This window comes from Crocinitomix algicola (assembly GCF_001661595.2).
Classification (GTDB): Bacteria; Bacteroidota; Bacteroidia; order Flavobacteriales_D; family Crocinitomicaceae; genus Crocinitomix; species Crocinitomix algicola.
In genome coordinates this window covers 29,052-53,115 of sequence record NZ_LYPF02000016.1, presented here as the reverse complement: position 1 = coordinate 53,115, position 24,064 = coordinate 29,052, and the positions used below count along the sequence as shown (strand labels likewise).

General features: G+C 36.2%; 21 protein-coding genes. 14 read left to right on the top strand and 7 right to left on the bottom strand.

All coding sequences use genetic code 11. From position 1 onward, the window contains the following. The first annotated feature begins 10 nt into the window (after positions 1–10). The 10 genes from A8143_RS10160 to A8143_RS10115 all read left to right on the top strand — a co-directional run bounded on the left by A8143_RS10160 (position 11) and on the right by A8143_RS10115 (position 15,705). Complete coding sequence (locus A8143_RS10160) at positions 11–532, top strand: glutathione peroxidase (protein ID WP_066758691.1); 522 nt, start codon at positions 11–13, stop codon at positions 530–532. A gap of 118 nt (positions 533–650) precedes the next feature. Beyond that, positions 651–1,391 carry an electron transfer flavoprotein subunit beta/FixA family protein gene (locus tag A8143_RS10155; RefSeq protein ID WP_066758689.1) on the top strand — a complete coding sequence of 247 codons (741 nt, stop codon included), beginning with the start codon at positions 651–653 and terminating at the stop codon, positions 1,389–1,391. Positions 1,392–1,403: 12 nt separating this feature from the next. Next, entirely contained in the window at positions 1,404–2,345 is a 942-nt protein-coding gene (locus A8143_RS10150) for an electron transfer flavoprotein subunit alpha/FixB family protein (RefSeq protein ID WP_066758687.1), read from the top strand. Between the two features lie 48 nt (positions 2,346–2,393). Next, on the top strand, positions 2,394–2,981 hold the full coding sequence (locus tag A8143_RS10145) for a bifunctional nuclease family protein (protein ID WP_066758685.1): 588 nt from the start codon (positions 2,394–2,396) through the stop codon (positions 2,979–2,981). Positions 2,982–3,025: 44 nt separating this feature from the next. Continuing rightward, entirely contained in the window at positions 3,026–4,768 is a 1,743-nt protein-coding gene (locus A8143_RS10140; protein ID WP_245676497.1) for a NupC/NupG family nucleoside CNT transporter, read from the top strand. A gap of 199 nt (positions 4,769–4,967) precedes the next feature. Next, a complete protein-coding gene (locus A8143_RS10135; RefSeq protein WP_066758684.1) occupies positions 4,968–11,237 on the top strand; it encodes a T9SS type B sorting domain-containing protein in 6,270 nt (2,089 codons plus the stop codon). A 41-nt stretch (positions 11,238–11,278) separates the two neighbouring features. Then, positions 11,279–12,214: a PorP/SprF family type IX secretion system membrane protein gene (locus tag A8143_RS10130; protein WP_066758683.1), complete on the top strand. Its 936-nt coding sequence runs from the start codon at positions 11,279–11,281 to the stop codon at positions 12,212–12,214. A gap of 4 nt (positions 12,215–12,218) precedes the next feature. After that, positions 12,219–14,504, top strand: coding sequence for an OmpA family protein (locus tag A8143_RS10125; protein WP_066758681.1), 2,286 nt, complete (start codon positions 12,219–12,221; stop codon positions 14,502–14,504). A 115-nt stretch (positions 14,505–14,619) separates the two neighbouring features. Continuing rightward, entirely contained in the window at positions 14,620–15,309 is a 690-nt protein-coding gene (locus A8143_RS10120; protein ID WP_066758679.1) for a LytR/AlgR family response regulator transcription factor, read from the top strand. Positions 15,310–15,327: 18 nt separating this feature from the next. Next, the gene (locus tag A8143_RS10115; protein WP_066758677.1) at positions 15,328–15,705 is read left to right on the top strand and encodes an Hpt domain-containing protein; all 378 of its coding nucleotides are present in this window, start codon (positions 15,328–15,330) and stop codon (positions 15,703–15,705) included. A gap of 16 nt (positions 15,706–15,721) precedes the next feature. Here A8143_RS10115 and A8143_RS10110 read toward each other — a convergent pair whose 3' ends face one another. The 4 genes from A8143_RS10110 to A8143_RS10095 form a co-directional block, all read right to left on the bottom strand. After that, a complete protein-coding gene (locus A8143_RS10110; protein WP_066758675.1) occupies positions 15,722–16,174 on the bottom strand; it encodes a hypothetical protein in 453 nt (150 codons plus the stop codon). Between the two features lie 200 nt (positions 16,175–16,374). Continuing rightward, the gene (locus A8143_RS10105; protein ID WP_066758667.1) at positions 16,375–17,208 is read right to left on the bottom strand and encodes a universal stress protein; all 834 of its coding nucleotides are present in this window, start codon (positions 17,206–17,208) and stop codon (positions 16,375–16,377) included. Between the two features lie 117 nt (positions 17,209–17,325). After that, entirely contained in the window at positions 17,326–18,249 is a 924-nt protein-coding gene (locus A8143_RS10100) for a DMT family transporter (protein WP_139134328.1), read from the bottom strand. 26 nt (positions 18,250–18,275) lie between these two features. Then, complete coding sequence (locus A8143_RS10095; protein WP_139134327.1) at positions 18,276–18,932, bottom strand: hypothetical protein; 657 nt, start codon at positions 18,930–18,932, stop codon at positions 18,276–18,278. Between the two features lie 129 nt (positions 18,933–19,061). Here A8143_RS10095 and holB point away from each other — a divergent pair, with 129 nt between their 5' ends. The 4 genes from holB to A8143_RS10080 all read left to right on the top strand — a co-directional run bounded on the left by holB (position 19,062) and on the right by A8143_RS10080 (position 22,332). Then, entirely contained in the window at positions 19,062–20,192 is a 1,131-nt protein-coding gene (gene holB / locus A8143_RS10090) for a DNA polymerase III subunit delta' (RefSeq protein WP_066758652.1), read from the top strand. A gap of 100 nt (positions 20,193–20,292) precedes the next feature. After that, positions 20,293–20,457, top strand: a complete 165-nt coding sequence (locus A8143_RS17245) for a hypothetical protein (protein ID WP_245676496.1) — start codon at positions 20,293–20,295, stop codon at positions 20,455–20,457. Further along, positions 20,445–21,866, top strand: coding sequence for a PSP1 domain-containing protein (locus A8143_RS10085; RefSeq protein ID WP_245676495.1), 1,422 nt, complete (start codon positions 20,445–20,447; stop codon positions 21,864–21,866). Before A8143_RS17245 ends, A8143_RS10085 begins: the two co-directional genes overlap by 13 nt. Then, complete coding sequence (locus A8143_RS10080) at positions 21,847–22,332, top strand: gliding motility lipoprotein GldH (RefSeq protein WP_070138046.1); 486 nt, start codon at positions 21,847–21,849, stop codon at positions 22,330–22,332. Before A8143_RS10085 ends, A8143_RS10080 begins: the two co-directional genes overlap by 20 nt. Before the next feature lie 10 nt (positions 22,333–22,342). On the opposite strand, the gene A8143_RS10075 is transcribed toward A8143_RS10080, so the two are convergent. The 3 genes from A8143_RS10075 to A8143_RS10065 all read right to left on the bottom strand — a co-directional run bounded on the left by A8143_RS10075 (position 22,343) and on the right by A8143_RS10065 (position 23,801). After that, positions 22,343–22,666, bottom strand: coding sequence for a BlaI/MecI/CopY family transcriptional regulator (locus A8143_RS10075; protein WP_083261320.1), 324 nt, complete (start codon positions 22,664–22,666; stop codon positions 22,343–22,345). Between the two features lie 59 nt (positions 22,667–22,725). After that, positions 22,726–23,325 (bottom strand): suppressor of fused domain protein, encoded by a 600-nt coding sequence (locus A8143_RS10070; RefSeq protein ID WP_066758645.1) that lies wholly within the window; start codon positions 23,323–23,325, stop codon positions 22,726–22,728. 98 nt (positions 23,326–23,423) lie between these two features. Further along, positions 23,424–23,801 carry a hypothetical protein gene (locus A8143_RS10065; protein ID WP_139134326.1) on the bottom strand — a complete coding sequence of 126 codons (378 nt, stop codon included), beginning with the start codon at positions 23,799–23,801 and terminating at the stop codon, positions 23,424–23,426. Positions 23,802–24,064: the final 263 nt, after the last annotated feature.

Genomic DNA, 24,064 nt, shown 5'->3' with positions numbered 1-24,064 from the left:
TAGAAAAAATATGAGAAAAATAAGTTTAATAATAACAATCTTAATGTCGGTTATGGGATTTACGCAGGATAATATTTATGACTTTAAAATTCAGTCCATTGAGGGTGAAATAGTTGATTTGAAATCGTTCGAAGGAAAGAAAATTCTTCTTGTAAATACAGCATCGGAGTGTGGATATACACCGCAGTATTCTGAATTGCAAGAGTTACATGAAAAGTACAAGAATGAATTGGTGATAATTGGTGTTCCAGCAAATAATTTTGGAGGGCAAGAACCAGGAACAAATGAAAGTATTGAGCGATTCTGTCAGGTGAATTATGGTGTTACGTTTTTAATGGCAGAAAAACAAGATGTAGCTGGTGAAGGAATTTCTCCCCTATTTAAGTGGTTGTGCAATCAAGAAAATGAAGCGTTTAATGGAGCAATTAAATGGAACTTTGAAAAGTTTTTGATTAATGAAAAAGGGAAGTTAGAATACCGTTATAGAAGTGGTGTTAGTCCTTTAGATGAAACATTAACATCGCGTATTTAAATAAAATTGAATTAAGAATAGTTGACAGTGTGTTTTAAATTAATTCGCTTAATATCGAGTTTGTTAAAATTTTGGTAAATTTGGCATACTTTAAAAATTAATAAAATAAAAAGATAATATGAAGTTTTTAGTTTGTATCAGTAAATCGCCTGATACGACCAGTAAAATTGACTTTACAGAAAATAATACAAAGTTCAATGAAACTGGTGTTCAGTATATCGTAAACCCTTACGATGAATGGTATGCTTTAGTTCGAGCATTAGAGTTGAAAGAACAGAATGGAGGGTCGGTAACGACGATTACAGTTGGTACAGCTGCTGACGATTCAATAATTAGAAAAGCTTTGGCTATTGGTGCGGATAATGCAGTTCGAATCGATGCTGAAGCAAATGATGCTTATTTCACTGCGTTCCAAATCGCAGAGTATGCCAAAGCAAATGGTTTTGATATGGTACTTACTGGAAAAGAAACCATTAATTACAATGGTTCTCAAGTTGGGGGTATGGTAGCAGAATTGTTAGGACAACCTTTTGTAAGTCTTGCTACAAAAATGGAAATGTCGGGTACTACGGCGACAATAGAAAAAGAGACTGTTGGTGGAGTGGAGATTGTTGAAGTTAATACACCATTTGTTTTAAGTGCTGCAAAAGGAATGGCAGAACAGCGTATACCGAATATGCGAGGAATTATGGCGGCAAGAACAAAACCGTTAGAAGTGGTGCCAGCTGTGGAATGTGAAGAGTTGGTTGACTTTGAGGCTTATGAATTACCACCGGCTAAATCTGAATGCAAATATGTGGATGCAGATAATGTTGCCGAATTGGTGAATTTATTGCACAACGAAGCTAAAGTAATTTAAAAAGGAATTAGAATGTCAGTATTAGTATATATAGATACATTAAACGGTAAAATTGCAAAAAATGCAATGGAGGCTGTTCAATATGGAAGTAAAATAGGAGAAACTACTGTTGTAACAAATGGTAGTATTGATCATGAAGAATTAAAAAGCTTAGGTTCAGTTGGTGCAAAGAAGGTACTTGTACACACTGGTTTAACAAACCACGATGCGACTCAAGTGAGTAAGCTGGTAAATGCAGCTGCCAATGAAATAGGTGCAGAAACAATTGTTTTTTCTCAAGATTTGAGTGGCCGCGCAATTGCGCCAAGAGTTTCGGCTAGTATGAAAGCAGGATTAGTTTCAGGGGCAATTGAATTACCTGCTGAAGATGGTTCGGTAAAAGTGAACGTGTTTTCAGGTAAAGCTTTTGGAAAGGTAAAAGTTAAAACTAGCAAAAAGGTTATTGCTTTAACTCCTAATTCTGTTGGAGTTGAAATAGGGTCTGGTGAGGCTACAGTTGAAAATTTTGATGCCGATTTGGGTGCACCTTCAATGACGGTTAAAGAGGTTAAAAAACAAGAAGGTGACGTCTTGTTACCGGAAGCAGAATTAGTAGTTTCTGCTGGTCGTGGATTAAAGGGACCGGAAAATTGGGGGATTGTAGAAGATTTAGCGAAATCACTTGGTGCAGCTACTGCTTGTTCGCGTCCTGTGGCTGATATTGGATGGAGACCGCATCATGAACATGTTGGTCAAACAGGAGTAGCTATTAGACCAAATCTTTATATTGCTGCTGGTATATCAGGAGCAATCCAACATCTAGCAGGTGTTAATGGAAGTAAGGTAATTGTTGTTATTAATACTGATCCGGAAGCACCATTTTTCAAAGCAGCGGATTATGGAATTGTTGGGGATGCATTTGAAGTATTACCTAAATTGACAGCTGAAATAGAAAAATTGAAAGCTCAGAATTAATCATCTTATAATAAAAGGGAGTTGCGAGCAGCAACTCCTTTTCGTTTTATGGAAAAAATTGAATTAAAAATTATCGGTCTTTCCTACAGTCAAACTCAATCAGGTGCCTACGCGCTTGTATTGGCTGAAAAAAACGGCGCTAGAAGGTTACCGATTATTATTGGTGGATTTGAAGCGCAGTCAATTGCCATAGAATTGGAAAAAATGAAACCTTCTCGACCATTGACACATGATTTATTTAAGTCCTTCGTTGAAGCTTTTAATGTCACAATTAAAGAGGTTCTAATTTACAATTTAGTTGAAGGTGTTTTTTACGCCAAGTTGGTCTGTGATAAGGAAGGTGAGATTATTGAAATAGATGCGCGAACTAGTGATGCCATTGCAATTGGTATTCGTGCGAATTGTCCCGTATATTCCTTTGAGCATATTTTAAGTTCAGCAGGTATACAATTAGAAGATGAAATTGAAGGCGAGTCTGGTACTGCTGAAATTGATGATTCCTCAGCCGACAAAGAAGAAAATAGCCTTGCATCTGCTTCAACAAAAGAACTAGAAGCTTTGCTTGAAGATGCAATTGGCCGTGAAGACTATGAGAGAGCATCTGAAATTAGAGATGAGTTGAATAAACGAAATTAATCCTTCTGAAAAATTTTAAACTGATATTGTTTCCATGGCTTTTTATGCTGATGCTAATTTCTTGTGGAAGCGATAAAAGTCATGACCCTATTCTTGGGTCTTGGTCGGAAATTAATAGCGAAACTAAAGATTCTGCATCAGTTAAAAAGGTGTACTTTTTTAGTAAAGAGTCTGGGTCAAAGTTTATTGCTGAAAATTGGAGAGATAAACCCATAAAAGGTACCTGGGAAAAGGATAACAATGAACTAATTCTTTCGTTTGTTGAGCAAGAGACATATTTTGTTGACTCAATTATGGTAACCCAAGGTCCAGACGGAAAAGTATCGGCAGACTATTTTCAAAAGAACATATTAAAAACACACGTTAAGCCCAAAAGTTTAAAAGCCGTTCCAAGTCAATATAAAGTTCGAATTGATGTGTTATCCAACAGTGAATTAAAATTTAAATTTGATCAGAAAGACCATCATTATATTAAAATAAAACAAGAAACATTATCAGTATCTTTTTGGTCCATTCTGCGTGGTGGTTTTGGAATAATGGGCTTGCTCTTCATTACTTTTCTTTTCTCGAATCAAAAAAAGAAAATAGATTGGAAACTTATTGCAAAGGGAATGGCTCTTCAAATTATTATAGCTATCCTCGTACTAAAAGTTCCCTTTGTTGAGGGTGCATTTCATTGGGTCAGTGGTAAATTTGTTCAATTAATTGCTTATACTAACGATGGAATTGATTTTCTTTTCGGAGAGTTTGGTGCTGGACAAAAGTTGCAATCGAGCTGGGCAAATTTTGCGATTACTGTTTTGCCCACGATAATCTTCTTTTCTGCTCTCATGAGTGTGTTATATTATTTGGGCGTCTTACAGGTTGTTGTTTTCATGTTTGCATTTATCATGAAGAAATTTATGAGACTCTCGGGAGCTGAAAGTCTCGCGGCAGCAGGTAATGTCTTTTTAGGTCAAACTGAATCACCATTACTCGTTAAACCGTATTTGTTGGGAATGACAAAGTCAGAAGTCATGTGTTTGATGACTGGAGGAATGGCGACTATAGCGGGAGGTGTTTTAGCAGCTTATGTTAATTTTTTAGGTGGAGATGACCCGGTGCAACAAGTTTTTTTCGCGAAACATCTTCTAACGGCTTCAATAATATCTGCACCTGCAGCTATTGTTGCTGCGAAAATTCTCGTGCCAGAAACTGAAGAGATTAATGAAAATTTAGAAATTGATAAGCAAAAAATAGGGACCAATATTCTTGAAGCTATTTCAAATGGTACAACGGATGGTTTAAAACTTGCAGTCAATGTCGGTGCAATGCTTCTCGTTTTTGTTGCATTAATGGCATTATGTAATGGTATTTTAGATGGAATAGGTGGAGTAACCGGATTAAATGAAATTATCGCTCGTAATACTGCTTACGGCGGATTATCGCTGCAATTTATTCTTGGATATATTGGAGCACCGATTGTATGGCTTATTGGTGTAGATTATAATGAGATTGTGTCCGTCGGTGAGCTACTTGGCCAAAAGACAGTACTTAATGAGTTTATTGCATATCCGAGGTTAAATGAAATGAAAGAAAGCGGAATGCTATCGGAAAAAGCGATAATAATAAGTACATATATGCTTTGTGGATTTGCGAACTTTGCCTCAATAGGTATACAAATTGGCGGTATAGGTGCATTGGTGCCGAGTCGAAAAGGTTTGTTGTCTAAACTTGGTATGAAAGCATTGTTGGGGGGAACAATAGCGAGTTTATTAACGGCTGCTATTGTAGGAATGTTTTATTAAACTTTTGTACTAAAGTAGTTTTTAGTATTTTAGATGGGATTAACTCAGGTTTTGTTAATTCATTTAACATAAATCCGAACATTGGTTAAATTACGCACTTTATCGTTTAAATAAGTTGATATGACGATATTATTTTGACACTTATGATTTTATCAATAATTTCGCTTTTTATTAGGATGCTACAACCATACAAAAATCTATGAGAAATTACCTACTCCGATTTTCAATATATTTTGGTGTCTTGCTAATTGCCTGTGACGCTTACAGTCAGACCATTGTACCTTTTGTTACACGTTATCAAAAATCGGCAAAAGGAAGTATTGACTTCGTTTCTAATGCTATTATTGAATGTAATGGTTCTGGTGGTGGTGGAGCAAATTGTGTTGATTTAGCTGGACAACTTCCTCCTACATATGACGTTTGGAGCCAAAATAATGACCATGGCGCAAATTATATTGATATTGACGGTGATGCCGCTACTTTCAGTTCAAGTTCTGATAGCCTTAATTTAATGGACTGTAGCAATATTCTTTTTGCAGGAATCTATTGGGGTGGGCGTTCAGATGATGCTGATGTTACATTTCCAAATCGAAATCAAATCAAGATTGGTGCTAATGGAGGCAGCTATTCTGATGTTACTGCAGACCTGCTAATTGATGCGGGCGCAGCTGAAGGTTTAGGTAATAGAGTTTACTATTGTTTTGCTGATATTACTGAAATTGTTAAGTCCAATCCTGTAAAATCGCGCTATACAGTTGCCAATGTGTATAGTAGGTTGGGTATATCCTATAATCTATGGGGAGGTTGGAATATTGTCGTTGTTTATGAAAATGATAGTTATCCAATGAGAAACCTTAACGTTTTTGATGGTTTAGTAAATATTGATAATGCAGGAACAGAAGTGGAAGTTGGAATTACTGGTTTTGAAACACCCCCAAGTGGACCAGTTACTTTTGATGTTGGTGTTTATGGTTATGACGGTGATCGAGGTTTTAATGGCGATTCACTTTTATTCGATGGGGGGAGCGGGTTCGTTCCCATTTTTAATGCATTGAATCCTGCAGATGATATTTTTAATTTTTCTCAAACAACGGAGTCTGCAGCAAGTACCTCGCAACTTCCGTTAATTCATAATAATATCTCAATTGATGCAGATATATTTAGTCCAGATAATTCGAGCTTTGCTTATATCGGGAATTCGGAAACAAGTGCAACTGTTAAAGTAACAACGAACAATGAAACCGTTCATGTGCAGGTGATTACTTTAGCGATGGATGTCCATGAACCGGATATTCGCGCAGAAGTTAGGGTTGAGGATGTCGATGGTGGAACAGTCGAACCTGGAGATGTTCTTAAATACACTGTAGTCGGAAAAAACATAGGTTCAAATCCTTCTGAAAATACTTTTATTGTTGATACTTTATCAGAGCATTTAGAATTTGTTCCTGGATCAATTGAAATCATTCATGGACCAAATTTAGGCGCTAAAACCGATGCCATGGGTGATGACCAAGGCTTTTATGACGCAGTAAATCGTGTAGTTCGTGTGAATATTGGAACAGGTGCTGATGATTCATTTGGAGGAATCGTGTTGAATAGCCCTACTGGTCTTGATAGTACGGTGTTTACTTTTGAAGCTACAGTCATTGAAGATTGTATATTATTGGCGTGTGATAATCTAATTGAAAATAATGCCTATATAAATGGAATTGGTCAGGCCTCAGGAGCTGTATTCAGTGAACAGAGTACACCTGGACTACTAGATGGTTTTGGATGTGAGTTAGCAGGTTCAACTGATTTGTTAGTTGATGATGCTTCCTGTGTTTTCCCAAGCGATACAACAGTTGCAGGTTATTGTGAAGGTGTTTTATTTGCGGATTTCCCCTTTGTAGGGTATGATTATTATAATGCAGTTTTTAGTCCAGTAACTGAAGCGACTGCTGCTGGATTATATTACGGGATAAACACAGCGGACGGAGGTTGTGCTGATACGATAGAAATAACTGTTGATACATTTTATGAATATCCTACTACTGCAGATGCTGGAATAGATTTGACTGTTTGTATTGAACCTGGAACAGCTACATTGGCAGGGAATGAACCATTAATAGGTACGGGTGAATGGACCTTAACATCAGGTGATGCGGTAATAGTATCTCCAACTAGCTTCGATTCGGAAGTTAATAGTTTGGGGTATGGAATAAATACATTTCAATGGGCTATCACAAACGGACCTGATTGTCCCGCAAGTACAGATGCAGTAACCATTGATGTTGACACAATACCTACTGTTGCTGATGCTGGACTTGATCAGATTATCTGTGACAATGATATCGCTATCCTCGATGGTAATTTAGCGATCTATGGAGCGGGGTCTTGGAGCGTAATTACTGGACCGGGTTCAGTAACAACTCCTTGGCTTAATACTTCTGGTGTTACTGGGTTGGGAGTAGGTACAAATACATTTCGTTGGACAATTATTGGAGGATCTTGTCCTTCTACATTTGATGAAGTTGACCTAATTGTACAAGTTGATTCGGACGGTGATGGTGTTTGTGACGAAGATGACGAAGATGATGATAATGACGGTATACCTGACTTAACGGAAGGCGATAGTGATTTGGATGGTGACGGTCTTCCGAATTATTTGGATCTTGATTCTGACAATGATGGTGTGACAGATTTGATTGAGGCTGGTGGTGTGGATGCCGATGGTGATGGTCTTATTGATGTATTTACTGACGCAGATAGCGATGGTTTGGCTGATGTTGTGGATGCTGATGAAGGGGGTACTATATTACCTTTTCCAGATTCTGATGGTGATGGTCTGTTCGATATAGATGATTTGGATTCGGATAATGATGGTACGCCAGACATTGTAGAATCAGGCGGAATTGATGGTGATGGTGATGGTATAGTTGATACTTTTGTAGATGCAGACAATGATGGATTAGCCGACCTAGTAGACCCAAGCGAAGGCGGTACACCTTATGAAAATCCTGATACTGATAGCGATGGTCTGCAAAATAGAGTGGATCTTGATTCTGATAATGACGGAATTGCGGATATAACTGAACAAAATGGTGTAGATATCAATGGCGATGGTGTTCTGGATGGATTTGTAGATTCTGATGGAGATGGATTTGGCGATGCTATTGATCCAGATGCTGGAGGTACTGCTCTGTTAGGTTTAGATTCGGATATTGATGGTTTACTGGATTATTTGGATATCGACTCGGATAATGATGGTATTGTTGATGCTATAGAAGCGGGTGGAGTTGATGCGGATGGCAATGGTCATTTAGATGGATTTGTTGATGTAGATAATGATGGATTTAACGATCTTGTTGATACAGATGACAATACCATTCCTGGACCTGGGGACGGAGGAACAGCATTACCAATTCCAAATACTGACGGATTAAGTGGTCCTGATTATCTTGATATAGACTCTGACAATGATGGTATTCCTGACAATGTGGAGGGACAGGCTTCGGTAGATTATATAGCGCCCGTTGCAAATGACGCGGATGGAGATGGTTTGGATGACGCTTATGATCTTGATGCTTCAGGGACTTCTATACAACCTGTTAATACCGATGGTACCGATACCCCGGATTATATCGACACGGATGCTGATAATGATGGGGAATCGGATTTGATTGAGGGGCATGATATGGATGGTGATGGAATACCTGAAACGTCTCTTTCTGGTTTAGATTCGGATAATGATGGTCTAGATGATGCATTTGACACCGTATTTTTAATTGACTTAACGAGTGGAACAAATGCAGCTAATGGAACAGTAGACCCTTTAACTGACGGAGTTTTCGCAGATGCTGATAATCCCTTAGAGGGAGATTTAGATTTTAGAGAATATGATTCGGATAGTGATGGAATAACAGATGATATTGATTTGGATGATGATAATGATGGAATACCTGATCTAGAAGAAGGAGATGATGATAATGATGGAGATGGCGTACCGAATCGCTTAGATTTAGACTCGGATAATGATGGCATTGCAGATATTGTTGAAGCGGGAGGTGTTGATGTAAATGGTGATGGTGTTGTAGATGTGTTTGAAGATACCGATGCTGATGGTTTGGCGGATATTTACGATTCGGATAATGGTGGTACCGCTTTGGCAAACCTTGACGCTGATAACGATGGGGTATTAAATATCCATGATTTAGATTCAGATAATGACGGAACACCGGATATTGTTGAGGCAGGTGGCGTCGATACAGATAATAACGGTCAATTGGATGATTTAACAGATTCAGATGGTGATGGGTTTGGTGATTTAGTGGATACAGATAACAATATGATTCCTGGAGATGGTGATGGAGGAGTGTCTTTAATTGATCCTGATACAGATGCCGATGGTTATGCCAATAGAATTGATTTAGATTCGGATAATGATGGTATTCCAGATTTGTACGAACAACGTGGTTTAGATGAAAATCGTGACGGAAGAATAGATGGGTTTACAGATATGGATGGAGACGGAATGGCGGATTTAATTGATCCAGATAATGGAGGGTTAAGTCTTCCTGGGGCTGATTTTGATTTGGATGGAATCCCTGATTATTTAGATTTAGATGCTGATAATGACGGTATAGTTGATGCAATTGAAGCGGGAGGTATGGACTTAGATGGTGACGGACAACTGGATGGTTTTGTTGACGCTGATGATGATGGTTTTAACGATCTGGTAGACACAGATGATGACACCGTACCGGGTGGAGCAGATGGCGGAACGTCCTTGACTATAGCGGATACGGATGGAGAAGGTGAAGAGGATTATCGAGATATTGATGCAGATGGTGATGGTATTCCAGATAATGTCGAAGGTCAAGTAAGTGAGGCATATAGTGCACCAGCGAATGTAGATGCAGATGGCGACGGTATAGATGATGCTTATGATAATGATACAGGAGGGTTATCTATTCAACCGACCGATACGGATGGTGACGGCATTCCAGATTTTCAAGATTTAGACAGTGATAATGATGGAGAATTGGATCAAATTGAAGGGTTTGATTTAGACGGGGATGGGACACCAGATACTGAAGCTATTGGTGAAGATAGTGATAATGATGGACTCGATAATGCTTTTGATATCATTGAGTTGACCGTGGAAACATCTTTTACGAATGGTGCAAATGGAACGGTTAACCCGTTAACTGATGGAGTTTTTGCAGATGCTGATACACCTGGAGTTGGAGATCTTGATTTTAGAGAGGCTGATACGGATGGGGATGGAATTTCTAATGAGTTTGATTTGGATGATGATAATGATGGAATCCCTGATTTAGTGGAAGATTTAAATGAAGATGGGGATAATAATCCGTTGACTAATCCTACAGACACGGATAACGATGGCGTTATTGATTTGTTGGATTTGGATTCGGATAATGATGGTATTCCTGATATTGTAGAGGCTGGAGGTATTGATGATAATGGAGATGGTAAAGTTGATGATCTTGCTGAAGATGGTTCATTGTTAAACGATTCTAATTCAAATGGTTTAGATGATTTTTATGATGTTGATAATGGTGGAACGGCAATCCCTAATCTTGACACAGACTCCGATGGTTTGGTAAATTATCGCGATTTAGATTCAGACGATGATGGAATATTTGATCGTGTTGAAGAAGGTGGATTGGACAGTGATAATGACGGATTGGTTGATACATGGGCTGATGAAGATGAAAATGGAATTCCCAATTATGCAGATGCATACTTTACAGGTGGTTTAGATGAGGATCATGATGGCATTGATGACGATTTTCAAACTGGTATCGATTCGGATAATGACGGTATAGGAGATGAATTCGATCATGATGCGAATGGTGATGGATGGGATGATGAGAATGGCTTATTAGGAAGAACCGATACGGATAATGATGGAACACCTGATCGTCTTGATTTAGATTCGGATAATGACTCGGTTCCAGATGAAATTGAAAATGATCCAAACGAAGATGGTATTGGTCCGGATGACACAGATAATGACGGTATTCCTGATTTTCAGGATGATAACGATGATAATGATCAATTCCCAACAATTGAAGAAGCGATCCTTGAAGGTAACAATTATGTTGATTGTGATGATGATGGCATCCCTGATTATTTAGACCCGGGACCATGTGGTTTAAAAATTCCAACCGGCTTTTCTCCTGATGGAGATGGAATCAATGATTATTTCGTAATTGAAAAAATAGAGGCTTATCCAAATGCAACATTGGTGATTTTTAATCGATGGGGAGAAAAAGTTTATGAAACAACTAACGGATATTCAAACGATTGGGACGGAACAAGTCAATTTGGGGTCGTTGTTGGAAACCAATTACCAGAAGGCACGTATTTCTATGTACTAGATTTAAAAGATGATAGCGGATTGGATTTAGCCGAGGATAATGATGGCGGTGTAATCAAAGGTTATGTTTATTTGAAAAAATAAGGAATGGAAATAAAATCATGTTTTAAATCATTCTAGTAGCGATGAAAAGGGTAGTGGCTTTTATAATTTTTATTGTTGGTGTTTTCCAAAGTTTTGGACAGCAGGAGGCCGCCTTTTCTCATTATTCGTTCAATACTTTAGGTGTTAACGCTGCTTATGCTGGCAGTAGAAATGCTTTGACTGTAACGGGTTTACATCGTTCGCAATGGGTAAGTTTTCCCGGTGCGCCTCAAACGCAAACTATAACACTGCATACGCCTTTGTTTAAAGATAATCTAGGTTTTGGTTTGAGTATGTTAAACGATAAGATTGGCCCTACACAGACCTCTGGAATTTTTATTGATGTAGCGTATAGAATGCGTTTAGGATACAAAGGTAAATTGTCTTTTGGTTTAAAAGGTGGGGTAAATCTGCGAAAAGTTGATTTAACTGAAATTACAACAATTCAAGAAGACGATCCAAACTTTTTAAGTGGAATTTCAAGTCAAGCATTGCCTAATTTTGGTTTTGGGATGTACTATCAATTACCAAAATTTTACCTTGGTTTATCAACGCCAAAATTATTGCAAAATACATTTTTAACGGATCCAGAAAATATAAGTCCAGAACTTGGTAAAGAAAATATTCATGGTTATTTAATTGTTGGTGGTGTGGTTGATGTGAGTAAAGCAAATGGAATTCAATTAAAACCTTCTGCACTGGTGAAATATACAAGTGGTGCTCCTATTCAAGTTGATTTAACCACGTTGTTCTACTATAATGAGTTTTTATGGGCAGGTCCAATGTTCCGAACCGGAGATGCGATTGGTGTCTTAGCGGGTGTCAATATTTCAGAGCAATTTGCCCTAGGATACGCATTTGACTGGTCATATGCCAATACTACCGGACGCTATAACAACGGCTCTCATGAGTTGATGCTTCGTTATGATTTTATCTTCAGTCGTCAATCGAAAATTGAATCTCCCCGTCATTTTTAAAGATATGCTGAATAAAGTTGGTCAAAATATTGAACGTGTAATAATACTTTGCTTATTCATCCTCAGTAGTGGAATTTCAGTACACGGCCAAATTATGCTTTCTAAAGAAAAAGCGGTGAAGAAAGCGTTTCTCGATTATAATTATCCAAGAGCAATCGAAATTTATCAATATTATGAGGCAAATACGATTGAACAAAAACGCCAAAAGGCGTTGAGCTATTGGTATGTAAATCAACCTGAAAAAGCAGACTCAATTTATCAAAACATCCTAAAAACGAAAGAGTTTACAAAAGAAGATGTGATTAATTATTCGCTAATTCTTGGTGAATTGGAACGATATGATGAATCAGAACGCTGGATGAAAAAATACCATGAATTGGATAAAAACGATTTGCGTGGTCAACTTTATCGCACTAGACCAAAAGCACACACTTACTTGAGTAGAAGAAATGATAATTTTAGAGTAAAAAATTTATCCATCAACTCAAAAGATCAGGATTTTGCGCCTACCTTTTATAAAAATAAAGTTGTTTTTACATCCACGCGTCAAAAAGTAAGTCCGGTAGCAAGAACTTATAATAAAAATAAATTAAACTTTTTAGATGTTTATATAGCAGATAGAGATTCTACTTTTGAGCTTTCCAATCCTCATTCTTTTAGTACCACTGTGAATAAAAAATTCCACGAAGGGCCGGTTTGTTTTAGCCCAAAAGGGGATAAAATGTACTTAACAAGAAATAATTACAATGGAAGAAGCGCGAATGGTACCATGAATTTACAATTGGTGGTATGTGATTGGGAAGGTGATGATTGGTCCTCTCCAATTGAATTGCCATTTAATAGCCTTGAATATTCAGTGGGTCACGCAAGTATTAGTGAAGATGGTAAAACGCTTTATTTTGCGTCAAATATGCCTGGAGGAATGGGAGGTACAGATTTATATAAAGTTGCTGTTCACCCGGACGGAACATATGGTGAACCTGTGAATTTAGGAATAAATGTAAATACGGAAGGGGATGAATCTTTTCCTTTTATTCATCCGGGAAATGAGATGCTTTTCTTTGCCTCTAATGGACGTGTTGGTTTGGGAGGAATGGATGTTTATATGGCTCAGGTTAGAAAGGATGAATCAATTGTAAAGGTTATGAATTTAGGAGCTCCTATAAATAGCTCAGGTGACGATTTTGGCTTTATTCTTGACAGCATTCAAACTTATGGTTATTTTTCATCAAATCGAACTGGAGGGCGTGGGAATGATGATATTTATGGATTTGAATTGACTAAACCTTTTGTCATCGGTAAAGTAATTAAAGGAACTGTAAATGATGAAAAAGGAAATCCTTTGGCAAATACCGAAATAACGCTGTTCAACCTGCTTTCTGGTGAAACGGAAATTATTATGACCAGTGAAGATGGATTGTTTGAGTTTGTTGTAGAATCAGACAATACGTTTAATTTACGAGGTTATAAACAAAAATATTTGGTTCAAACAAAAACGATTGATACGTACACAAAGGCGGAAGTGATCCAAAAAGACTTGGTATTAATTAAAGATTCTGGCTTACAGTTAAGCGCTTTTGTGAAAGATAAAGTCACTAATCGTCCGCTATTGGATGTAAAATTGACGATTATTGATAATGATACTCAGAAAAAAACAGAGGTATATACACCGGTTTCTGGCCTTTTCGAAATGCCCGTTCAAAATAAGAAACTCAATGATAAAGGAAACTATACAATTCAATTATCGAAAGATGGTTATATCAGTAAATCGTTGAATTATCAACCTCATTTTAATCGATTGGGTAAATACGAAATTCACCGCACATTAGATTTAAGCATGGACCCAATTAAAATTGGTGCAGATTTATCTAAGATGATTGAAATTGAACCTATTTTGTTTGATGTCGATAAAGCAGAAATTCGCCCTGATGCTGCACTTCAATTGGATAAAATAGTGCAAGTAATGAACGAAAATCCTTCAATGGTAATTGAATTAGGTTCGCATACAGACTCAAGAGGTAGTGCGGCCAAGAACGCTAATTTATCTTCTCAAAGAGCTAAAGCATCTGCAAATTATATTGCGGAACGAATTTCTAATCCAAGTCGTATTTCAGGTAAAGGGTTTGGAGAGTCTCGACCAAATACTGTTTTGCTTAAAACAGAAGACGGTGATGAAAGGAAAGTATTAACTGAAGATTTTATTAATTCTTACCGAATAAAAAACCCTGATTTATTTGAAAAATTCCATCAAATGAATCGTAGAACAGAATTCATCATTGTACGAATGTAGAAATTTTGTATAATTTGATTATATTAACCCTATCCTAACAATGGTATGAATTATAATTCGAAAGAATTTATGATTTTTACAAGGAACATTTTTTTTGAGGAGCTAAATAACGAGCATGTTGAAAGTAATAATCTTGGATGATGATCGAGTATCAAGAGAAATCATTCACTCATACATTAATTTTACAGATACCTTAACGTTGGTTACGGAATTTGAGAATCCTATAGAGGCACTTGAAAAATTGCCAGAATTGGATTGTGACGTTATTTTTCTTGATATTGAAATGCCCGAAATGACAGGTATTGATTTTATCGAAAAAGCAAAAAATATCCCTCAAGTAATCATCATGAGTTCTAAACCTGAATATGCTGCAGAGTCTTATAATTATGACGTAACTGATTATTTAGTAAAACCGATAGAGTATAAACGCTTTTTAAAAGCCATCGACCGAGCGTCAGAAATTAGTGAGAGTGTCTCTTTAAATGCTAAAGAAAATGAAGATTTTATTTTTGTGAAAGCTGGCGGTGATTTCGTAAAGTTGTTTTTTGCTGAGATTAATTTTATTGAGGCCTTTGCTGATTACGTTCAAATTCATACTGACGATAAAAGATATACAGTTTTATCGACGATGAAATCAATACATGCAAAACTTGGGGAAGAGAATTTTTTAAGAGTGCATAGATCATTTATCGTAGCAGTCAATAAAATAGATTCATTCACTGATACAGGTATACACATAGGAGATAAAGTTGTTAAAGTGAGCAGGAAGTATAAAAAGGATTTAAAAGAACGTCTAAATTCATAAAACCATTTTCTTTTAACTATGAGTCAAAAAAAGAAAAATCAAGAGCAGGGGTATACAGGAGGGGATAAGTTCTTTGGTCAACTCGTAAATGAAGGAATAGGAGATGATTCTTTTATTCATGAAATTGTGACAATCTTTTTGGACGAATCTAATCATTGCCTAAAACATTTAAAACAGGCATCTAAAGAACAAAATTTAGAGAATGTACAGCTATATTCGCACAAACTGAAATCCAGTTTTTTAATGTTCGACATGATTGAGGCACACGAATTAGTTGCAAAAATGGAGAATATAGAAGCAAGTAAGTTGTCGACTGTTGGTCAAAAAATAAAACGATTGGATGAAATTTGTGAAAAGAGCTTTACGCTCCTAAAAGACAAATACATGACCAACTAAGTCATCAATCAAGTTTTTATAAATCTTTTTGTCTATTGCTTCGGGATTGAATCTCTTGTCTTGGAAATAAAAGAGACATACCAGTATTTATAGTGTTCGTTTCATCAAGGGAAAAATTGATTTGATGCTCCTCGATTTGTTGCAACTCTGTTTTGGTCGATAGCGGCTTGATAACTTTTTGTTTCTCCTTAATGTCTTTTACTAAATTTGCAGTTTCAACATCTTTTTTAATTGATTGTTTGAAAATCAAATACGTTGATTTAAAATCTATATCAAATGATGATTTTGCTCCAATGGTAAATCGCTCTTGGTTAAATTGGGCAACATTTTCTGGTTGATTACCAGCTCGCTTAAGCAATTTATTTTCAAAAGTCGGTGTGTGTTGAGTATCCTCAATGTTTACATTCGCTCTAAGTAGAACCATGGTGGTAAGCAAAATTGCTCCTATTGTTGAGGCTTGTTTTATCATTAGGTTATTTTTCCCTTTCCAGACGCTTGAGATCTTAAAAGGAGGCTATTGTTTTGTAAATTTAAAGAATTAACCAATTTGTAAGTTTAATTCTGTCATAAATTTACGTTAACCAAATGGTTTGGGATTTAAAATTGGGATATTTAAAATAAAAAAAGGGAGCTGTTCACTCCCTTAACTATAAATAATTTCCTGCGTTACTAGGTGAAAATCGCTTGGTAAGCATTCGTTGCATTGATTGGGTTGACCAATAAAACCGGAATCTTTGCATCATTAGTAATCATAAATTGCTCGTGAGAAGCTCCAAATACACCTAGTAATTGGTTCTTTTGGATGTTCATAATCGCAATTAAATCGGCATTTACTTTAACAGAATGAGCAATAACTTCTTTGTCGAAATCTTTCGAAGAGGCTAATGTTGTTGTAACTTCTATATTTCGTTCACCAAAAAATTTGTTCGCGAAAATAATATTAGCTTTAACTGTATGCTGTAAAAACTCATCCGACTCATCAGGAATAATCACATGCACTCGAGAGTTAAAGTATTTAGCCATATTGGCAACCAAGGTTAATTTTTGCTTGGTCTCCTTGTGTAAATCTAAGGGTACAACAATATCATCGTATCCCGAAGCATTGATACGATTTTCTTGAACAACAATAAAAGGAGTTGGGGAATTGGTAACAACTTTCAAGGCATGACTTCCAGTAATGTGTTGCCAACCATGAGCGCCATGTGTACCCATAAAGATCAATTCCGCTCCAATTTCCAAAGCAAATTCAGCAATATCGTCAAAAATATTTCCAATTCTAACGTGATTTATTATTTCAATGCCCTCAGAAATAGTGACTTTTTGAATTTTTTCAGAAGCTTCCTCTAATTTTACTCTTGCTTCTTTCACCGTATCTTTTTTAGATACTACATGTAAGAGGTGGACATCTGCACCGACTACTTGCGCGGTGATTAGGGCATGTTCCGCTGCCGATTCTGCAACATCGCTAAAATCAAACGGAACAATAAATTTTTTCTTGGTCATAGTTTAAAGATTTGAACTGAATTAATTTTCAAGTAAAAGCACATGTTTTAACACACGTCACTTTACAGTGCAAAATAACAATAAATATTAATATGCTGGGGCAATTAAATCAAAAAATCAACGGCGTGATTTTTTCTTTTTTAAGTACGCGTTTATGAAGATAGCACCTAAAATTACAGCAGTTCCTAAATAAAAACCTCCAGACATTCGGTCGGCTATTTCACCACGGAAAAAATCTATAATTAATACAATTAAGATGGCGTAAATGGGTTCCATATTAATACTCATACTTACCGTGAAAGGGGATAAAAACTTCATTAACCAAACGCTGAGAAGAAAAGTTGCAGTTGTGCATACAATGCCGAGTATAATTAGGTAAAACCAATCAAGACCGGCAATTTGAAATGTGGTTGCATTTAAACCGCCCGAAAACCACAATAAAAATGTCATAGTGATAAACCCGCCAAGCATTTCATATTTTGTAATTTGAAATGAAGGCATGGTTTGAATAAATTTTCCGTTCAGGACATTAAATAATGCGGCTAAAACGGCGGCAATCAAACCAACCAAAATTCCCGAAATATATTCAGGTTCAAAACCAATAATTAAAATAATACCACCAATAATAACTGCGCTCAATATTAGCTCGGAAAGGAGCACTTTTCGTTTGAAAAAGAGCGGTTCTAGCAGAGCAGTAAATAAAGTTGCGCTTGAAAGGCAAACAACAGCGACTTCTACTGAACTCAACTTAATGGACTGAAAAAAAGCAAACCAGTGAAATCCAACTACTAACCCTGTAATCATTACATAAACTATTTCACGAGTATTTAGTTTTCGTTTTTTTCGATAAAATGAGCCTATGGCAACCAAAGAAATATAAGCAATGCCCATCCGAAAAAACACAATTTCATTTGCATTTAAACTAATTTCTCTTCCTAATACTCCCGTAAATCCCCATATAAATACGGTAAGATTTAGTAATAAATAATGTTTGAATTGCGCAGACATAAAAAAGCCATTCCAAATTATAGGAATGGCCAAATGTACTTTATTTTTAAATCAGATTTCTATTTAATATCTGCTTTTTTCTTCTCAACCGCTTTAAGTTTTTCTGTCTGAGTTTTAATTTCACCCTTTTTCGTTTCTTGATTCTTTTTACTTTCTTCGATTGCTTTTTTATTCTCTTCTATCTTTTTGTGATAATCCTCTATCTCTTTTTCGAGTTTTTCTTGTTCTTTCTCCAAATCCTTTAATTCTTTCTCCTGTTCTTTTAATAGTTTTTCCTCTATTTTAATTTCCTCACCTACCATGTTTTTCGAAGCATTAACGCCAAATTTATATAAACGGGTGTTAATTATTTTTGCCTGTGCTGAATGATCACTAGAGTTTAAATATGCTCCCCCTAAATCAACTGCAACTGAAATAAATGCACCTCCATCAGGATTTTCTTCTACTTTAGCAAAAACATCAAAGGTGTTTTCTCCCATTTCTTTTAACTTGCAATCATCAACTTTTATAATATCTCCACTGGTAGAATAACTTCCTTTCCAGCTCTTTAATTCGTCTTTTAGCTCTTTTTCCAGTTCTTTTTGTGTGCCGTATGGAATTGTTAAATAAAAGCCTTCTTTGGTTCCATCAACATTTACTTTTTTTTCGTCAACTTTAACTTGTGCGTATGTTCCAAAGGCAATTAAGGCAACAAATAGTGTGGTTAATTTTTTCATCTTCATTGGTTTAAATTGTATTTATTTTGGGTGACTTTTGGCAAATGTCGTGCCCGTTCCTCACGAATTTAAACATTTGTCATTAGGTATACAAAATTGAATGCATGAATATGCTTATTTTTACGCTTTATGTTATTCAAGGAGGTTGTCGGAAATAAAGAAATTAAGGCTGCTTTAATTAAGGAGGTTAAGGCGGATAGAGTGAGTCATGCTCAAATGTTTCTAGGTCCAGAAGGTACCGCTAAGTTGCCATTGGCGACTGCTTTTGCCCAATATTTATTATGTGATAATCCTGGGAGAAATGATGCCTGTGGTGATTGCCCAAATTGCAAAAAGGTTGAAGCATTAACACATCCTGATTTACATTTTGTTTATCCAATTGTCAAGTCAAAAAAAAAGCACATTGCATCATCCAAAGATTGTATTAAAGAATGGAACGCTTTTTTCTTAAAAGAACCAAATTTTGCGCTTCGTAATTGGTTGATAGAATTAGATGAACTTGGCAAAAATCCGGTTATTGCCGTTGAAGAGAGTCAACAAATTTTAAAAAGATTAGCCTTAAAATCTTTCAGCGGTAAGTACAAAATTATGATCATTTGGTTGCCTGAAAAAATGAATCCTTCAGCGGCCAATAAATTATTGAAACTATTAGAAGAACCACCTGAGAAAACTGTCTTTATTTTAGTGAGCGATAGCGTTGAAACAATTCTGCCAACAATTATTTCTAGAACACAAATAAAACGTATTCCAAGCCTCCAAACCGAAGAAATTTCGGATTATATTAAGAAAAAGTTTAAAGTAAGTGATGAGGTTGCACAATCAGCAGCTAACCTAAGTCAAGGTAATTTAACCGAGGCAATTGATTTAGTTCAAGGAGCTGAATCGCAAAATATTTATTTTGATTTATTTGTTAAATTAATGAGAGCGGCTTATACTGCTAATCCAATGGATTTAATGGCTGTAAGTGATGAAATAGCTTCTTGTGACAAAGAAACGCAAAAGAACTTTGTGAAATATGGATTGCATATTTTTCGTGAATCGATGATTCAGAATTATATGAAAGGTGAGCTAGCTAATTTACGTGATAATGAATTAGAATTCTTAAAGAAGTTTGCGCGGTTTATCAATAATCACAATATAACAGAGCTAATGGAAGAGTTTAATTTAGCACATTATCATCTTGAGCGAAACGCGAGTGCAAAAATACTTTTTGCAGATTTGAGTATCAAGTTGACTAAACTTATTAAAAAAGGAGTTTAATGTTGATTTGTAATGGATAAGCAATTGTAATTAGAATAATTCTCAATCATTAAAAATGAACTGTTGACATCAAGTCGTTATTATCCTGCTGTTAATTCAAGTGAAAGCCTTATCTTTACATGTTGATAAATTAACTACTACGGAAAAATGGGATGCAGTAATTGTTCGAATGGAGGAGGTGTACCTAACGGCTGTAAAAGCAATGGGAATTGCGGAAGTGGCAGCTGTGGCAAATTATCCGTATTTGATTGGTTGGCAGATATAGATTTACCCGGTGGGCAAAGTACCTACGATGTTGTTGAATTAAGATTTAAAAACAGTAGAAAAGGGTTTTACAGAAATATAAAAGGGTTTAATTTGCAAGTTGGAGATGCTGTTGTTGTAGAGGCAAGTCCTGGTTACGACATTGGTGTTGTTTCAGCTGTTGGTGAACTCGCCAGAATTCAAGTAAGGAAAAAAACACAAAATTTTAAGGCGCATGAAGCGCGGTCAATCCTTAGAAAAGGATCGAAGGATGATATCGAAAAATGGAAGAAATTCCGGGAAAAGGAAGCCGATACAATGTTTGCTTCGCGAAGTTTTGCTTCTGAGTTAGGTTTAGAAATGAAGATCTCTGATGTAGAGTATCAAGGAGATGGATCTAAAGCAATTTTTTATTACACAGCAGAAGATCGCGTAGATTTTAGACAACTTATTCGCCATCTAGCTGATGCCTTTAAGGTGAAAATTGAAATGAAGCAAATTGGTGTGCGACAGGAGGCGGCGAGACTAGGAGGGATTGGTTCTTGCGGTCGCGAATTGTGCTGCTCAACCTGGTTAACTGATTTTCGTTCGGTTTCAACGGCCTCAGCTCGTTACCAACAATTGTCTTTAAACCCGCAAAAATTGGCAGGACAATGTGGGAAATTGAAGTGTTGCCTTAACTACGAATTGGATGCCTATCTAGATGCTTTAAAAAAATTCCCACGTTCTGATGTAAAATTAAAAACGCAAAAGGGAATAGCTTTTCATGTTAAAACGGATGTTTTTAAAGAGGAAATGTGGTATATCCAAGAGGATAAAGCAAACCCAGGATCAACCAATTTTATTCCACTTACTCCAGACCGTGTGAGAGAAATCATTCGAATGAATAAGGCAGGCGATTTCCCTGCAGATTTGAAGGATTTTATGATTGAAGTCGAAGCTGAAATTCCGGACTATACTGATGTGGTTGGGCAAGATAGTTTAAATCGATTTGAGCACGTTTTTAAACGTAAGAAGAAAAAACGTAAGAAAAAAGGAGGAGAACAGCAAGCGCAAAATAAAGGAAAGCAAAATACACGAAACAATGCTTCTCCTCAGCAAAAACAAAAAGCCAAACCACAGCAACAAAAGGAAGGGCAACGAAACGATCCAAATAAAAAACGACGTAAACCTAAGACTAATAATAAAAATCAGCAGCAAGTTTCAGGTCAAAAACAAAATAACGGAAATAGATCTAAGAAAAAGACAAATCCAAACGCGAAACAAGGTCAACAAAGCAAGGGACCAAATAAGGCAGCAACGGGAGGAGGAAAAAAACGAACGAATTCGAATAATAGGAATAGAAATACCAATAAACCCGGTAATAAACCATCCAGTCAAGGAAAAGGCAAGGGCAATCAGCAGGCGAAAAATGATAAAAAAGAAGGTTAAATTCAATTTAGGCGTAATAGGGTTAATGGCGATTCTATTAATATTTCAATCGTGTGACAGCAATCGAATTTATGAAGAGAATCTAGCAATCTCGGATAATTCTTGGAATAAAGATGATATAAAAATCTTTGAGTTTGACGTTGCAGATACTTTATCGCCCCTTAATGTATATATTAACCTAAGAACAACTGTAGATTATCCGTACAGCAATATCATTGTTTTTATGGAAAGTGTTTACCCTAATGGAATTGAGAATAAAGACACACTAGAATTTATACTGGCTCAACCTGATGGTAAGTGGAATGGTGAAAGCTCAGGGACTATTATTGAATTTCAGGGTTTAATTGCTTCTGGCGGTCGATTTTCTACGCAAGGCACATACAAGTTTAGTTTACAACATGCTATGCGTGAGGACGATCTAAATGAAGTTGTGGATATTGGTATGCGTGTTGAGATAAAAGAATAATCAAAGTTTTCTATAAGAGCTCATCTAAACTTTTATTCTGATTAAAATAGTTAATGACGTCCTGATTTGAGCAATCAAAATAATTGTCAAGTAACCAATCTGCCAAATAATTACGGTACGCTTCTTTGCTAATTTTAGCGAAATAGATATAGCCTCTTCCCTTTTTTTTATGGCCAATAAATTTTTTCTTTTCTAAAATACGAACGATAGTAGAAGTAGTATTATACGCGGGTTTTGGCACGGGGTAGAACTGGATAATATCTTTTACGGTGGCCTCCTTTAACCCCCATAACCTTAACATCACTTGTTCTTCCGCTTGCGTCAATCGTTGCATGATATAAAGCTATAAATAAATATTAAAAAATCACTCCACTAGCTTGAAATGATTAAATGCTAAAAGAGCCCTAGTATTCGCTTGCGGCAAACGGGCGACCTGAAGGGGTCTACAGTTTCATCATACCCTTTCTTCGTTAATCGATGGGTTAAAATTGTAGCTGAATTTCGTAGTTTAAAATCGACCTCATTTTGAGTGATGGGTATTATTCCCATAAATTTTATACCGAGTTTTTTGAGTTTTTCATGCTCAAAAACTGATTTGGTGATAATAGGATTACAAAGCATAAAATGATTAGCAGGTAGCTTATCCATAAACTCTACTGGAGGATTGCCCGCTGGGATGGTATCGCCTGGACCAAACCAAGTTTTGTTTTTTTGAGGAATTTCAGCAATTTTGCTGATCCAAGTGACTGGCCAATTTACTTCATCTATTTTCCAATAGTCTGGTAAACAAAAAAAGATTTCAATCCGTTTGTATTCCTTGAATTTTTCACTTGAAATTTCTTGTTCATTTTCAGACAATCCCACAGTCATGACCAGTTGCTTTTTAAGTTGTGGTAACTTAACAACAACTAAATCAAAAGCGAAATTGTCTCCAGTTTGAATGGTTTCAAAAATGATTTGATCATCAATCGTCGATAAGGCGTTTTCTAGCATGTTACAAAAATAGCCTTATTATTGCCTAAAAGATTGTTTCAAGCATAAAAAAACCCTTGACTTTGTGTCAAAGGTTTCTTTATTAAAATATTTTGATTCTATTGAATAATTACCGTTTCTTCTGAGGTAGTTTCTTGTTCAACTTTTATCACTCCAGTACCCGTTAAAGTATCACCACTGCGAACTTCGATGTCTAAGACAAAAACACCTGCCTGCCCTAAATTATAGTTTTCAGAATAGTTGAATGTTGCGTAGCCTGTTGCATCAGTAAAGAGTGTATCGTCAATTATAATTGAGCCATGCTCTTCAATAGTTGATGTAGCATACAATCGAACCATAGCATTTGGGAATTGAACATTTGCAGTATCCACAACTTCCACCTTAGCAATTGTGTCGGCCTCTTTTCTACAAGATGTTAATGTTACAAGCACTCCTGCTAATAAAAATAACCCAGCTTTTGCAATTAATCTATTCATTTTTTTCATTTTTATATTCGTTCCAAGTCTCATGGTCCTAGACAAAAATACGATTATTTTGTTTAAAGATTCGTATTTATGTTAAAATCACAAAACAATAAGCATTTATAGTACTACTTTAAGCGCTAAAAAGTTGCCTAAATTGAAAATTATTTTCGTGGTATTTAATTCATAAATAATATTTCACGAATAACTAGTCCAATTTTAGTAATTTCGCATAGCCTTGCAGATGCAATAGGTAAAACAATCATTACGTTAATAAA